A 15,464-nucleotide genomic window follows, 5' to 3' on the forward strand; every position below is an offset into this window, starting at 1 on the left:
CGAAAAGTAGGCAAAAGCACTATAGAGACTCGCGGGAGTGGATCAGGAAGGGACAATTCATATGAAAGTGAAAGTCGACAACAGGCTTTCGATGACGACTCACGCAAGCTTGTTGATATTGAGAGCCGATCGCACGCTTGAACGGGCGATCGGTCAATTACGGCAGATTTAGCGGCGGCGCAGGAACACATCGCGAGTGGTTTGGTTGCCGTCCAGAAGCACCATATAAGGGTCTGTAGTATCAAAAGCTACGGCTCTGCCATCCGAGGAAATGGCTGGATTCTCCGAGTTTTCCTGAGGCTCGAATCCTTCCAGGTCCAGGCTGGCGCGGGACATCAGCTTGGTGGTACCGTCATAAACATAAATGTCCTGAACGTCATTGGAATCTTCCTGCCATGAGAACAATGGAGTCAGTATGTTGTAAGCATCGGATTCAAAAGCTACGCTATAGGCGGTTTTTGTCGCGGCGATCGCAGGGTATCGGCTTCTGCCGTTGGCTTCTTCGGACACCAGGCCCGTTGCCAAGTCGACTTTGCCGCTGACACGGCGGATTTCGGCGATGGATAACTGGTTCGTCGTTTTATCGGTCTGTAAATCGGCGACAAAGACATCGTCATCATAATCATTCGGGTCCGATTCCGCTTCCTGCAAGCTATCCAGATTGGTCGCTTTCGAATGAAAGGCGACGAAATAGCGCCCTTTCGTACCGGCGACCGAGAAGCGGTTGCTGATACTTTCTCCGTTTGCTTCGCTATCGACGACGCCGTTGTTGATATGGCCGCTGATCCGAATCATTTTGCGATTGAGGGTATCGTAAGCGAAAACATCGCTGTCACCCGCATCGGCATCACCATCGGTATCCGTATCGTTGACATCGCCAGGCACTAAGTTCGTTGCGTTGGAAGTCAAAACCACCAACCGACCATCTGGAGAGATGGCGGAGAAGTCGCTGTCGCCGGGAGCCGCAAAGCTCGTGACATTTCCGTTACCGTCATGTTGGCCGCTGATTAGCTCGGTTCTATGGGTTTTTGTGTCATGTAAAAAGACATCTTTTTTATTTGCGGAATCGGTTCCCGATACGTTATGAGCAATCAAGTCCGCCGGGGTTTCAGTCGTGTAGGCTACGAAACGGCCATCGCCCGAGATAGACGGATTTTCGCTGTCCTCAGTGGTTTCCGTAATAATCTTCAGTGCTCCGAGTTTGGTGCAATCTTTCGGTGTAGCGGTACAGTCGTTCATTTTTCCGCTGACCCGATAAGTCCTTTTTTTGGCAATGTCGCGGAGGAAAATATCGTCTACGCCGTTTGTATCCTGTGATTCGTTATAAACATACGAAGGATCTGTCTCCTTGGTGGTGATCAGCCCTTTATCGGTTTCCAAATCCAGATTGGTTGCGCGGGATACAAACACCACGGAGGAGCCTTTGGCCGAAATCACCGGTGTCCAGCTATCGGCTCGTTCGGGGTCTCCGTCCCAGCCGAACGCTTCGTCCTGGGCTTCATAACCGTTGCTGTTGATGCTGGCTCTTTGTATGGTTTTACCGTTAACGACAAAAATATCTCTTGACAGGTTGGTGTCGCCCAAAACGAAATTAGTCGCTTCGGATTCGAAGGCGACCGCTTTACCGCCCGTCGAAACCGCGGCGGCCTGACTGGCTTTGTTGCCGGCATTGCCCAAGGATGACTTGCTGATCAGTGTCGTGCCTCCCTTGCTGGCTGCAAAAGCAGCCGGTGTGACGGCCAGCACGATGAATATGGCTTTGCAAAGTGTTTTCATGCGGAAATCTCCGTGTAAGGTGGTATTAAATTAAATATCGGCAGGGTTATTTGGCTGTCGAGTAGCGGCCATCGGTGATCTTGAACAGAGTCACCGACGTGAAATAGGTTTTAGGCCCGATGCTGATTTCAACTCCCAGATGCTCTTCCGAATCAGTCAGGGCGGCAAGGGTTGGAGCTTTCAGTTCAAAACCGAGCTTTCCGGATGCCGAGTCGAAAGAGAATTTCGCGAGCTTATTGTTGCTTTCCGGATCGCTCTTCCAGGTCTTTTTCAGGCTAAAAGTTGAAATACCGGTTACGCGGTCCACTCCGGTTGAAGATACAAGCAGCGATGTCAAATCCTTGTCGACCAACTCGGTTTGTCCATCCAATAGTCTGATGCTGACCGGATCGCCGGGGGCGTAGTCATAAGCCGGATCGGCCAGCAACAGGTTGAAGCGCGCATAATTTTTGGCGGCGGTCGCATTGGTGTGCAGCAAACCGTTAACCGCCACAAATGCCGCGCTGCGGTAACCGAACGGTGCGCGGAAAGTGCCGCTTTGATCCAGGAATTCTTTCAGCTTGAAGCCCTTGCCGCCCAGAATCAGCACGTTCGGCAGCAAGTCTGCCGGCAGGCCGGTCCCAAGATTGGTGTTGCGAGCTTCGACAATGAGGGTCTGCTGTCTCGGCGCTATCCTGACTTTGACCGATTGATCCGGGGCGGCGTAAGCCAAAACTCCCAGCGTGCCGGAGGTGATTTTTTTCAAGCTTCCGGGCTTGATTTCGATTTCGCTGCCGCCTAGCGAGGTATAGAAAGTTTCCGTGGCGGGGTTGAACAGCGCGCCGCCGGTACGGTTGGCGTTATACAAAAAGGTGGCGCTCCAACTGTCATCGTTACCGCCCGGATTGCCGGTATCGACCTGTAAACGCTTGACCCAAAGATTGACGGCGAGGCTGTTGGTATCGCCGCCATTCGGAGGCAGGACGATGAATTCGGTCGCTAACGTGATCACGATATCCGGATCGGGCCCGGTGTCGGTTGCGGTAAACACGACGGGATAGATGCCGGGTTCATAGGAAATGCCTGAGAGTTCGCCGGTGGTTGAGTTGTAATTGATGCCTGAAGGCAAGCCGATTGCGGAGTAAGTTACGTTCGCTCCGTTTACGGCGGAAACGAGGATGGGAAAGTTGGTACTTCCATATTGCATACCATATATTGCAGTGGGAATGCCGAAGTAATTCCAGTAAAAATTGCTGGTGCTGGAAGGGGCGATCCATATCCAGAGGTTGGTCGTGATGGTTTTTCCGGCACAATCCGTTGCGGTCAGCGTGACCGAAAAGGTACCGTTCTCCTGAGGCGTACCGCTGACTATTCCTGTATCCGCATCAACGTTGAGACCTTTCGGCAATCCCGAAGCGGAGTAGGTGATCTGGTTTGGATCCGGCAAGTTGTCACAGACGGCGGCGCCTGTGGTATGCCAGGTGTCAGAATAGGGGGTGCCGGCTTCGCCGTTATTCAAAAGGAAAGTCGTGAATTTCAAAGAGGAGTTAACCGGAAATAGGGTGATAGGGATAGTCGTAATGACTTGCAGCGGCGTTGCGTCAGCCAAGGTGAAAGTCACGTAAAAAGTACCCGCGGCCACTGGCTGGCCGGAGATTTCGCCGGTAATCCCATTCAGAGAAAGTCCCGTCGGTAAATTCTGGGCTCCCCATCGGTAAGGCGAGACGGCGTTTGCCTGCGTTAGGGGAGGAGAGGTATAGTCGACCCCAACCGTACCATTGGGCAGGGACGAGGTGACAATGTCCAAGCCGCCGTTGCCGCCGCCACCGCTCGCCGAAATATGAACGGTGATCGTGAATTGGACTGTCGTATGCCCGTCAGAGGCTGACAAGGTAGGCGTATAGTTTTGGGATTTGGTCGGGGTGCCGGTGATGTAACCGGTCTGGGGATTGAGCGACAAACCGTCTGGTAAGTTCACAGCCGAGAAGGTGACGGGCCCTGCCGCATTTGCGGTCAGTAAAACCGCGAAATATTCCTGATTGGTTGTGCCGCCAGGCAAGGTTTGGGTTAGAAACCGGAAAGTGCCGCCCGCCTGAGCCATTGAGGCAAACGCTAACAGCCAGCCTAGGAGGCAGGCAGCCATGATGAATCGTGTTGAAATAATTTTGCGCATTAAAAAATCTCCGAAGAAGATGATTGTTTGGCCGAGAGCTGAACATTGAACAATCTGTGCTAAAAACAAACGGCCTCGTCTTTTTCGGTCGGCAAAAAGGCATTAGGCATCATTTGTCCATAGAATTTGATTTTTTAAGTGTAGTTAAATAAATCTTTTTGAGGGATTATCGAAGACGATTGATTGTGTAGAGGAACGCGACGGCATCGACAATTCGCATCCGTGTTGTTATCGTGGTGCTTCCGGTGAATTCATCGCAACTGAAATTTGATTTGAAATGTCGTTATATTCCATTCCTGCCTGGCCTTTTGTTTACGGCGGTCCTTCGGGATCAGGCAAAATCCGTGTCCTGCCCGAAGACTTTAGCGTCGAAGAAATCCTGGCGTTCGAGCCTTCAGGTAGCGGCGAGCATGCTTTTTTGCTCATTCGCAAGACCGGCGAGAACACCGAGTATGTGGCCAGGCAATTGGCCCGTTTTGCGGAGGTCAGGCAACGCGATATCGGCTTTGCGGGACTGAAGGACCGGCATGCGGTCACCACGCAATGGTTCAGCGTTTGGCTGCCGGGCAAGCCAGACCCGGATTGGGCCGCGTTCGCCTCGGCTTCGATCGAGGTGCTGCAATCGGTCCGCCATGCGCGTAAATTGCAGCGCGGCGCGCTGGCCGGCAACCGCTTCAAACTGGTGATTAGGGACTGGCAGGGCGACCAGGATCAAACCGCGGAGAAACTGGCGGCGATCAAGGCGAGCGGCATCGCCAATTATTTCGGCGAGCAGCGTTTCGGGCATCAGGGCCGCAATGTCGAGCAGGCCTTGAGCCTGTTTCAGGGCAAGAAAATCGGCCGCGAGTTGCGCGGCATCTATCTGTCGGCGGCCCGCTCGTTCCTCTTCAATCAGCTGCTGGCGGCTAGGGTCGCGGCGCAAAACTGGAATCTGCCGCTGCCGGGCGATGTGTATATGTTCGACCGTTCGCACAGCCGCTTCAAGGCCGACGCACAAGATCAGGCGATAGCCGGGCGCCTCAACGCCGGCGAGATTCATCCGACCGGCGTGTTGTGGGGGAAGGGCGACAGTGGGGTGTCCGAGGCGGCGTCGGCTTTGGAAGCCGAAGTGATCGAGCGCTTTCCCGAGCTGGCGGAGGGGCTGCAAAACAGCGGCGTCGAAAGCGAGCGGCGGCCATTACGGGTCAATGTGCCCGATCTGGCGTGGCGGTTTGCGGAGGATCAATTACACTTGAGCTTTTCGCTGCCAGCCGGCAGTTATGCGACCGCGCTGCTCAGGGAGGTGCTGGCTTGGGATGATCAATAGTCCCACTCGGCCTCGTCTTTTTTGGCGAATTTTTCCGCCAACCGCAACAGCACCAGCACCGCGCCGGCGCCGCCGTGTCTGGGCTTGGCCGAGCAAAACGCCAACACGTCCTGGTGCTGGCGCAGCCAGAGATTCAGGTTGTTTTTCAGGACCGGCAGGTTGTCTTGCGAGCGATAGCCTTTGCCGTGAATGATCAGAACGGAGCGGTAGCCGTCGGTGACAGCTCGATGCAAAAAGACCAGCAGTTGCCGCTTCGCTTCGGCGCTGGTCAGGCCGTGCAGATCGATTTCGGCGTCCAGGCCGAACTGGCCCTTGCGCATCTTGGCGTGCACATTTTTTTGCAGGCCCGGCGCGATATAACTGAGCCGGTCTTCGATGCTGACCGTGTCCAGGTCGTAATCGTGATGCTCGACAAGCCGGTTTTCGATCTCGACCGGCTTGTTTTTCGGGTAGGGTTTCGGTTTTTCAGCTTTCGCGCGGGTTATCTTGTCGTCTTTTATCGCGCGCACTGTGCCGATGGCAAGACGAAACAACTCACTGTCTGCGGAATCCTGGATTTTTTTTGTCACGAAAGCTGATTTTGTGGGGCATTGTTGCTAATATTTCGGGATTTTATAGCGAATTCGGCTTTTGAGCGAACGATAAATGCATATTTTGTTGAGTAATGACGACGGCTATCTGGCCGAAGGGCTTGCCGCGCTGGCCGCGGCCTTGCGCCCGTACGCCGATATTTCGGTCGTGGCGCCCGACCGCAATCGCAGCGCGGCCAGTAATTCATTGACCCTGGACCTGCCGCTGCGCGCGCATGTCGCCGACAACGGTTTCATCAAGGTCGACGGCACGCCGACCGATTGCGTGCATCTGGCGATTACCGGGCTGTTGGAACCGGAACCGGACATGGTGATCGCCGGCATCAACCACGGCGCCAATATGGGGGATGACGTGTTGTATTCGGGCACGGTCGCCGCGGCGACCGAAGGCCGCTTTTTGGGTTTGCCGGCGGTCGCGATTTCACTGGTTTGCAGCGAGGAGCCGAAACATTTTGCGACCGCGGCCGAGGTCGCGGTCGTGTTGTTGAAGCGTCTGCTCGCCAAGCCCTTGCCGCAGGATACCTTGCTGAATGTGAACGTGCCGGATATTCCGCTCGAAGCGCTGAAAGGCTATCGGGCAACCCGCCTGGGGCAGCGGCACAAGTCGGAACCGGTGATCAAACAGAGCGATCCGCGCGGACGCGCGATCTATTGGGTGGGTCCTCCGGGCGCGGAACAGGATGCGGGGCCCGGCACCGATTTCGATGCGGTCAGTGCGGGCTATGTCTCTATTACGCCGCTGCAACTGGATTTGACCTGGTATGATAGGGTGAATACGATCAGGACTTGGCTTTCGGAGGAAACCAGCGCATGAATCCAACCCTACAAGGTATCGGCATGACCTCCCGGCGGACGCGGGAAAGGATGGCCCGGCGTTTGCTCGAACAGGGTATCAAGAGCAATAAAGTGCTCGATGTGATGGGGCGGACGCCGCGGCATATTTTTGTCGACGAGGCGTTGTCGAGCCGGGCCTATGAAGATACCGCGCTGCCGATCGGATTCAATCAGACCATTTCGCAGCCCTATATCGTCGGCAAGATGACCGAATTGCTGCTCGAATTCGGAGGTCTCCACAAGGTGCTCGAAATCGGCACCGGTTGCGGCTACCAGACCGCGATTCTGGCGCAACTGGTCGAGCATGTGTACACGGTCGAACGCATCATGCCGTTGCAGAAGAAGGCCAAAGATCATTTGTGGAGCCTGAAGCTGAAAAATATCAGCTATCAGCACAGCGACGGCGGCTGGGGCTGGCCCGAACATGCGCCTTATGACGGCATCCTGGTCGCCGCCGCGCCCTCCGAAATTCCCGAAATGCTGCTCGAACAAATGGCGGTCGGCGGCGTGATGATCATCCCGATCGGACGCGGCGAACGCCAGGAATTGCTGCGCGTGTTCAGAACCGAAAACGGCTATGAAGTCGAAGAGCTGGAGCCGGTCAACTTCGTGCCGTTTCTGGCCGGCCGGGCGTGAGCCTGCGTCTTATTTTCCAGACAAAAACTTGACCAGTTTGACCGAACTCTGGTCGCGCTTGATGATTTCGAGCGGATAGCCATGCAGCTTGATGCCGGTGCCTTCCTCCGGGATCGTTTCCATGAATTCGATGATCAGTCCGTTCAGCGTTTTGGGGCCTTCGGTCGGCAGTTCCCATTGCATCAGCCGGTTCAATTCGCGGACGGTGATGCCGGCATCGACCAAATAACTGCCGTCGGTCTGTTTTCTGAAGATGACTTCATCGACGACCAGTCCGCCGACGATTTCCTGCAACAGATCATCGAGCGTCACCAGTCCCTGCACGTCGCCGTATTCATCGACGACCAGACCGATCCGCAGCTTCTCGATCTTGAAATGCTGAATTTGCTCATGAATCGGCGTGCTTTCCGGAATGAATGCCGGTTTGGTCAGCGCATTCATCAGCTGGGTCTTATCGAAGTTTTCCTGATTGACCTTGATCAGCACGTTGCGTAAGTGCAAAAAACCGACCACCCGGTCGATACTTTTTTTATAGACCGGCAGACGGGTGTGCGGGCTGTTCTTGATTTGGTTGATGATGTCTTCGGTCGGCAATTCCAGATCAATGCCGTAAATGTCGTTGCGCGGCGTCATGATGTCCTCGACCGTGGCCGATTCGAGATCGAGAATGCCGAGCAGCATTTTTTGATAGCGCGTGGGCAGCAGGCTTTCCGCTTCGGCCACGATGCTGCGGAGTTCGTCCTTGTTCAAGGTTTCGTGATTGTGTTTGTGTACCCGGACTCCGACCATACGGAGCAGCAGGTTAGCGATCAGGTTGATGCTTAACACCAAGGGATAAGCCGCCTTCAGCAGCGGGACATAAATCCAGGCGGCCGGGAAAGCCAGCATTTCAGGCTTGACCGCGGCCAGCGTCTTCGGCGTGACTTCGGAAAAAATCAACACCACGAGCGTCAACAACACGGCTGCAATCGTAATGACGGACTCATCCTCGCCATAGAGCCGGATCGCGATCACCGTCGCGATCGAGGAAGCCGCGATATTCACAAATACGTTGCCGAGCAGAATCAGACTGATCAGGCGGTCGGGACGCTGCAGCAGGGTGTGCGCCTTGACCGCGCCGGCATGCTTTAATTTGACCAGATGTTTGAGCCGGTACCGGTTCAACATCATCAAAGCGGTTTCGGACCCGGAAAAAAATGAGGATAAAACGAGCATCAGGGCAAGCAAGCCCCATAGCAGGCCGAGGGGTAAATCGTTCAAGGAAGGGAGTCTCTGTGAGGGAAGAAGTGTTTAGTCTCTACGAAGTGAGAAATTTTTGTCAAGTTTCTTGCGGCAATCAGGCGCGAATGTCAATATGTCCTGTCAAAAAGTGATCAAATTTTACAACAGTTTATAACTGAATTGTTATAGAATATGCGGTCAAGCTTCTTACGCAGAAGCCTTTTTAACGACGCAAAACCGGGAGTTATTTCATGCGCATCATCCTCTTAGGGAGTCCGGGTTCCGGCAAGGGAACTCAGGCTCAGTTCATTACTCAAAAGTATGATATTCCCCAGATTTCGACGGGCGATATGCTGCGCGCCGCGGTCAGAGCCGGAACGCCTTTGGGAATTGAAGCCAAAAAAGTGATGGATGCGGGCGGATTGGTGTCCGACGACATCATTCTGGGTTTGATCAAGGAGCGGATCGCGCAGGATGACTGCACGAACGGCTTCCTGCTCGACGGGTTTCCGCGCACGATCGCACAGGCCGAAGGCTTGAAGGCGATGGGCATCGACATCAGCCATGTCGTCGAAATCGCGGTCGACGACGAGGAAATCGTCAAACGGATGGCTGGCCGGCGTGTGCATCCGGTCTCGGGGCGCAGTTATCATGTGATCTTCAATCCGCCGAAAGTCGAGGGTGTCGATGATGTGACCGGCGAGCCATTGATTCAGCGCGACGACGACAAGGAAGAAACGGTCCGCAAGCGCCTAGAGGTTTATCATAATCAGACCAAGCCGCTGGTCGGCTACTATTCCGCCGCGGGCCAAAGCGCTAAATTCGCTACGATCGCCGGTGTCGGCGATGTCGGGCAGATCACCGCCAAACTGCTTGCCGTCTTAGACTAATTCACTTTCATTCCGCCGTACCCATCGGCCCAACTACACATAAGAGCTATGCCGGGTAAAACTTTATATGACAAATTATGGGAAGATCATGTCGTCCATACCGAGGACGACGGTTCTTCATTGATTTATATCGACCGCCAACTGGTGCACGAAGTGACGTCGCCGCAGGCTTTTGAAGGCTTGCGCCTAGCCGGACGCAAACCGTGGCGTACCGACAGAAACCTGGCGGTGGCCGACCATAACGTGCCGACCACCGATCGCGACAAGGGCATCGCCGATCCGGTTTCACGTTTGCAGGTCGAGACCCTCGAAAAGAACTGCGCCGAATTCGGCATTACCGAATTTAGCATGGCAGATGAGCGTCAAGGCATCGTGCATGTGATCGGCCCCGAGCAGGGCGCGACCTTGCCAGGCATGACCATCGTCTGCGGCGATTCGCATACTTCGACGCACGGCGCCTCCGGCGCGTTGGCGTTCGGCATCGGCACCTCCGAGGTCGAGCACGTGTTGGCGACGCAATGTCTGGTGCAGAAAAAAGCCAAAAACATGCTGATTCGGGTCAATGGCAAGACCGGCCCCGGCGTGACTGCGAAAGACATCGTACTGGCGATCATCGGCAAGATCGGCACCGCCGGCGGCAACGGCTATACGCTCGAATTTGCCGGCGAGGCGATCCGTGCCTTGTCGATGGAAGGCCGCATGACGATTTGCAATATGGCGATCGAAGCCGGCGCGCGCGCGGGCCTGATCGGCGTCGACGAAACCACGATCGAGTATTACCGGGGCCGTCCGTATGCGCCGAAAGGCAACGACTGGTTCATGGCCGAACGCGTATGGCAGAATCTGCATTCGGACCCGGATGCGGTATTCGACAAGACCATCGATATCGACGCCGCTTCGATCCGGCCGCAGGTGACCTGGGGCACGTCGCCGGAGTTGGTGGTCGCGGTCGACGACAAGGTGCCGGATCCGGCGCTCGAAGCGGATGCGACCAAGAAGCAAAGCATGATTCAGGCCTTGAAATACATGGACCTGAAACCGGGCCAGGCGATTACCGACATCAAACTTGACAAGATTTTCATCGGCTCCTGCACCAACTCCCGTATCGAGGATTTGCGCGCGGCCGCCGCGGTTGCGAAAGGCAAGAAGGTGGCGTCGAGCATCAAGCTGGCGATGGTCGTGCCGGGTTCCGGTCTGGTCAAGCATCAGGCCGAAGCGGAAGGCCTGGACAAGGTCTTCACCGAGGCGGGCTTTGAATGGCGCGATCCCGGCTGTTCGATGTGTCTGGCGATGAACGCGGACCGGCTGGAGCCGGGCGAACGCTGCGCGTCAACCTCGAACCGCAATTTCGAGGGCCGGCAAGGCTACGGCGGACGCACGCATCTGGTCAGTCCGGAAATGGCGGCAGCGGCCGCGATTGCGGGTCATTTTGTCGATGTGAGCACTTGGGAGAAGGAGGTACGTCAATGAGAGCGTTTACACAAATAACAGGACTGGTTGCGCCGATTGACCGCGCGAATATCGACACCGATGCGATCATCCCGAAACAATTTTTGAAATCGATCCGCCGGGCCGGCTTCGGCCCTTATTTGTTCGACGAGTGGCGTTATCTCGATCGCGGCGAACCCGAGATGGATTGCGCTAATCGTCCGCTGAACGAGAATTTCATCTTGAACCAGTCGGACTACCAAGGCTCGGAAATCCTGCTGACCCGCGAAAACTTCGGCTGCGGCTCGTCGCGCGAGCATGCGCCATGGGCTCTGGAAGACTACGGTTTCCGCGCGATCATCGCGCCGAGCTTCGCGGACATTTTTTACAACAACTGCTTCAAGAACGGCCTGTTGCCGATCGCGTTGCCGGCCGCCGAGGTGGATAGCTTGTTCCAGGAACTGGTTCCGGGCTACCGTTTGACGATCGATCTGGCCGCGCAAACGATCACCACGCCGTCCGGCCGGGTGATTCGCTTCGATATCGATCCGGCCCGCAAGCATCGTTTGCTGAACGGGCTCGACGATATTGCCTTGACTCTGCAACAGGCGGACAAGATCAGAGAGTATGAAGTCAAACGCGCCAAGCGCGCGCCTTGGTTGTTTGCAGGCTGATCCCGGTTCCATGCCATTGGCGGATGAAGCGGTCTGCTTCATCCGCCTGCGTTTTTATTTCAGCATAAGCCGTGCGTCGGCTGTTTTCGAAGGGTTGTTCAATGTCAAAAGTTTATAACGTTGCAGTGGTCGGCGCGACCGGCGCCGTCGGCGAAGCCATGCTGTCGATTTTGGAAGAGCGCAATTTTCCGGTTGGCGAAGTCTACGCGCTGGCCAGCAGCAAGTCGGTCGGCAAGCGCATTCCGTTCAAGGGCGGCTCGTTAAAAGTCGAGGATCTGGCGACATTCGATTTTTCGAAGGCGCAGATCGGCCTGTTTTCGGCCGGCGGCTCGGTGTCCGCCGAATACGCCCCGAAAGCGGCGGCGGCCGGCTGCATCGTCGTCGACAATACCTCGCATTTCCGTTATGAAGACGATATTCCGCTGATCGTTCCGGAAGTCAATCCGGAAAAAATCGCCGACTATAAAAACCGGGGTATCATCGCGAATCCAAATTGCTCTACAATTCAGATGTTAGTCGCGCTGAAGCCGATTTACGATGCGGTCGGCATCGACCGCATCAATGTCTGCACTTATCAGGCCGTTTCCGGCACCGGTAAGAAAGGCATTGATGAAGTCGTGAGCCAAACGGCGAAACTGCTGAACGGCCAGCCGATCGAGAGCAAGGTCTATCCGAAGCAGATCGCGTTCAATGTGTTGCCGCAGATCGATGTGTTCATGGACAACGGCTATACCAAGGAAGAGATGAAGATGGTCTGGGAAACCCAGAAGATCCTCGGCGATGCCTCGGTGAAGGTCAATGCGACGGCGGTCAGGGTGCCGGTTTTTTATGGCCATTCCGAAGCGGTGCATATTGAAACGCGTCACAAAATCAGCGCCGAAAAGGCCAGGGAACTGCTCGCGCACGCGCCGGGCGTAAAAGTGGTCGACGAACGCAAAAACGGCGGCTGGCCGACCGCGGTGACCGAGTCTTCAGGCCATGACGACGTGTTCGTCGGGCGTATCCGGGAAGACGTTTCGCACCCCTTGGGACTCGACCTTTGGGTGGTCGGCGACAACGTTCGCAAGGGCGCCGCCTTGAACAGCGTGCAAATCGCGGAGGTGCTGGTAAAAAATTACATCTAGTCTAAGCTTAACAGCATATTTGAACTGTTTGCGGCGATAGACCGAGGTAATTATTGTGAAAGAGAGTAACGTAAGCAATTTGACCAGGACTTTAGCGGTATTATCGTTATTGACACCGGCAGCCGCCTATCCGTTAGGCATAGGGGAAATTAAATTGCATTCGGCCCTCAATCAAAATCTGGATGCCGAGATTTCCTTGATGTTGTCGGCGGGCGAAAGAGTTTCCGACGTGAAAGTCAGCCTTGCGCCCCCCGATAAATTTGATGAGCGCGGCGTGCCGTGGTCGTATTTCTTGTCGAACATCAGCTTCGAGCCGAGCGTGCGCGCCGACGGCTCGGCGGTGATCCGGGTCAGATCGCGGGAAGCGTTAAAAGAGCCGATTTTAGATCTGTTGTTACAGGTGACTTGGCCGAAAGGCACTTCCTATCGTCAATTTTCGCTGATGGTTGACCCGCCGGCCGCCTATGCGCAGCCGACCGTGCCCATGATGCGGGTTCCGGAGACGATTGCCAGTACACAGGCTTACTCGGCGCCATCTGCTAACCCGGCATCATCCTTTGCGCCGGAGCCGCGTCCGCTGGCTTCGGCGCCCGCTTTGGCACCAAACCCAGTGCGTCAGGCGCGCAGAGATGACATTGTCAAGGGGGTCTACGGACCGACCCGGAAGAACGACACGCTGTGGGGCATTGCCGAAAAGGCGAGCAGGCCCTACAGAGTCTCGGTCGAGCAAATGATGGTCGCGATCTATCAGACCAATCCGGGCGCATTCTATAAAGACAATATGCACGCCCTGCAGGCCAGGGTCAAAGTCAAGATTCCAGATCGCGAGACCGTCGTCAAATTGTCGCATCAGGAAGCCTTAGCCGAATTCAATCGTCAAACCCAAGCCTGGAAAAATCCGGCGCAATCGGTTGCGAGCAATGTCAACGAAACGGCCCTGAAACAAGAGGGTTCAGCTGAAAAACCGATCGAGAATCAGTTGACTTTGGCGGCGCCTGCCGAAGCGACGGTGGCTGAAAAAGCGGTCATTACTCCGGGACAGGAGCAAAATGCGGCCAAAACCGACGCGGTCAACGCGGAAGGCGCGTCATCCAGCGCCAAGGCCAACGCCGAAATGGAGGCAAGATTAGCGACGATGGAGCAGCAGTTGGCGAAAATACAGGCCTTGCTGACGATAAAAGAGCAGCAATTGGCCGCGTTGCAGAATCAGACTCAACCTGTGGCTCAGCCGGCAGCCGCGCCTGGCGTCACACCGGCTCAGCCGGCAGCGACCGTCGCTCAAGCGCAACCGGACCCGGCGGCGGCTCCGCTGCCGTCCGAACAAGCTGCCGCCGAGCAAGCTGCGAAGCCGGTCTCTGAACCTGTAACTCCAACTCCGGCGCAATCGGCTCAGCCGTCGCCGTCTGCGCCTGATCTGGCGGCAAAACCGGCTCCGGTTCATAAACCGGTTGTCCGCCCTGCGTCTGTGCCTGAGCCGATCGAGGAGCCGTTGCCCTTGGCCTTGATCGGCAGTGCCGGTGCGGCCGTTCTCTCGTTGTTGGGGTGGTTTTGGTGGCGGAAACGTCGAAGCGAAAGCGAAGACTCGCTGAATACCGAAAGCATGTTTTCGCCGTCCATCATTTACAAAGCGCCGGAAACCGAGTCAGGTTTTTCGATGCCGGTGCTGAATGAAAAGACCGCCTACGAAGTCAATCCGGTTGGCGAGAGTTCTTTCCTAAGCGAGTTCACGCCGAGCGATTTTGACGCCTTCGACAACGATCAAGGTGAAATCGACCCGATCTCCGAGGCGGATGTCTATCTGGCTTACGGGCGTTATCAGCAGGCCGAAGAGCTGATACGCAACGCGATCGAAGCCCATTCCGAACGGGATGAGTGTAAGCTGAAGCTGCTTGAAATTTACTATGCCAGCGAAAACAAAACAGGTTTCGAAGCGTTTGCGAAAGAATTAGTCGCGGCCGGAAAAAGCCAGGACCCGGGTTTTTGGGAAAAGGTCTCTGAAATGGGGCTGGAAATGTGTCCTGATTCGGCATTGTTTTCACCCGGTGCGTCAACGCTTCCGAGTGCAGGCAAAGCGGTTGCCGTCGAGCCTGAACCGGTCAGCCTGGCCAAGCAGGACGCGCCTTCGCAAGAGGATTTCGATATCGGCTTTGATCTGGATGCATTCGAAGCTTCTTTTGCAGAGCCAGCCGAGCCGGAACAAGCCACTGCCGACAACGCGTTTGCGGATTTCGATCCGGCCGCTTTTGCTGTAGAAAACACGGTTGATCAAGATGAACCGCGTAACAATGCCAGCATCGATTTCGACCTCGGTCAGTTCTCCGCAGAGGCATCGACATCCGCCGCCTCAAGCCCGGATGCTTCGGCTGATCTTCAGTTATCCGCCGATAAAAATGAATTTGATTTTGAGTCTTTGGCTTTCGATCTGGCTTCATCCGCGGCGGTGGAACCCTTGGATGATTTCGAAACGGCAACGATCGAGCAGCTCGATTTGACGACAGAGTCTGCCGACGGCAATGCGGACAGTGTTTTTCCCGACGATTTTAACTTTGATTTTGATTTTTCCTCGCTCGGAGATGAAGGATCAGAGGACGAAGACCTTGAAATCTCAGGGGTTTCCGATTTGACCGATATGGATGAGCTGGAGACCAAGCTGGATCTCGCCAGAGCCTATCGGGACATGGGCGATAATGAGTCGGCCAAGGACATCGTCACCGAAGTGCTTGAAAAAGGCAGCTCCGAACAAAAAAAGCTGGCGCAAGTCCTGCTTGATGAGTTGATTTAACCCCCCTCTTTTTTGACTGCGGCATCGATCCGGAAGCAAAGCCAATAGGCT

12 protein-coding genes are annotated in these 15,464 nt (G+C 55.5%); 8 read left to right on the top strand and 4 right to left on the bottom strand.

All coding sequences use genetic code 11. The features are described 5' to 3' along the window. Positions 1-168: 168 nt before the first annotated feature. A complete protein-coding gene (locus METLA_RS0100120) occupies positions 169-1,746 on the bottom strand; it encodes a PD40 domain-containing protein (RefSeq protein ID WP_161635365.1) in 1,578 nt (525 codons plus the stop codon). 76 nt (positions 1,747-1,822) lie between these two features. Then, complete coding sequence (locus tag METLA_RS0100125; RefSeq protein ID WP_024296615.1) at positions 1,823-3,928, bottom strand: Ig domain-containing protein; 2,106 nt, start codon at positions 3,926-3,928, stop codon at positions 1,823-1,825. A gap of 277 nt (positions 3,929-4,205) precedes the next feature. Between METLA_RS0100125 and truD the strand changes: the two genes are divergently transcribed. Then, a complete protein-coding gene (gene truD, locus METLA_RS0100130; RefSeq protein WP_024296616.1) occupies positions 4,206-5,234 on the top strand; it encodes a tRNA pseudouridine(13) synthase TruD in 1,029 nt (342 codons plus the stop codon). Here truD and METLA_RS0100135 read toward each other — a convergent pair. After that, positions 5,228-5,803, bottom strand: a complete 576-nt coding sequence (locus METLA_RS0100135; RefSeq protein ID WP_024296617.1) for a Smr/MutS family protein — start codon at positions 5,801-5,803, stop codon at positions 5,228-5,230. The two genes, truD and METLA_RS0100135, sit on opposite strands and share 7 nt — an antisense overlap. A 76-nt stretch (positions 5,804-5,879) precedes the next feature. On the opposite strand from METLA_RS0100135, the gene surE reads away from it, so the two are divergent. Both surE and METLA_RS0100145 read left to right on the top strand, forming a co-directional pair. Beyond that, a complete protein-coding gene (surE, locus tag METLA_RS0100140; RefSeq protein WP_024296618.1) occupies positions 5,880-6,638 on the top strand; it encodes a 5'/3'-nucleotidase SurE in 759 nt (252 codons plus the stop codon). Then, a complete protein-coding gene (locus tag METLA_RS0100145) occupies positions 6,635-7,294 on the top strand; it encodes a protein-L-isoaspartate(D-aspartate) O-methyltransferase (protein ID WP_024296619.1) in 660 nt (219 codons plus the stop codon). Before surE ends, METLA_RS0100145 begins: the two co-directional genes overlap by 4 nt. Positions 7,295-7,303: 9 nt before the next feature. Here the strand turns inward: METLA_RS0100145 and METLA_RS0100150 are convergent, their stop codons facing one another. After that, positions 7,304-8,554 carry an HlyC/CorC family transporter gene (locus tag METLA_RS0100150; protein WP_024296620.1) on the bottom strand — a complete coding sequence of 417 codons (1,251 nt, stop codon included), beginning with the start codon at positions 8,552-8,554 and terminating at the stop codon, positions 7,304-7,306. Between the two features lie 212 nt (positions 8,555-8,766). On the opposite strand from METLA_RS0100150, the gene adk reads away from it, so the two are divergent. From adk to METLA_RS0100175, 5 genes are all read left to right on the top strand, one after another. Next, positions 8,767-9,405, top strand: a complete 639-nt coding sequence (adk, locus tag METLA_RS0100155; protein WP_024296621.1) for an adenylate kinase — start codon at positions 8,767-8,769, stop codon at positions 9,403-9,405. Between the two features lie 48 nt (positions 9,406-9,453). Continuing rightward, positions 9,454-10,875 carry a 3-isopropylmalate dehydratase large subunit gene (leuC, locus tag METLA_RS0100160; protein ID WP_024296622.1) on the top strand — a complete coding sequence of 474 codons (1,422 nt, stop codon included), beginning with the start codon at positions 9,454-9,456 and terminating at the stop codon, positions 10,873-10,875. Then, the gene (leuD, locus tag METLA_RS0100165; protein ID WP_024296623.1) at positions 10,872-11,507 is read left to right on the top strand and encodes a 3-isopropylmalate dehydratase small subunit; all 636 of its coding nucleotides are present in this window, start codon (positions 10,872-10,874) and stop codon (positions 11,505-11,507) included. The genes leuC and leuD overlap by 4 nt, the downstream gene beginning before the upstream one ends. A gap of 101 nt (positions 11,508-11,608) precedes the next feature. Next, on the top strand, positions 11,609-12,631 hold the full coding sequence (locus METLA_RS0100170) for an aspartate-semialdehyde dehydrogenase (RefSeq protein WP_024296624.1): 1,023 nt from the start codon (positions 11,609-11,611) through the stop codon (positions 12,629-12,631). A 79-nt stretch (positions 12,632-12,710) separates the two neighbouring features. Next, entirely contained in the window at positions 12,711-15,413 is a 2,703-nt protein-coding gene (locus METLA_RS0100175; protein WP_245598705.1) for a motility hub landmark protein FimV, read from the top strand. Positions 15,414-15,464: the final 51 nt, after the last annotated feature.

Source organism: Methylomicrobium lacus LW14, from assembly GCF_000527095.1.
GTDB classification, from domain to species: domain Bacteria; phylum Pseudomonadota; class Gammaproteobacteria; order Methylococcales; family Methylomonadaceae; genus Methylomicrobium; species Methylomicrobium lacus.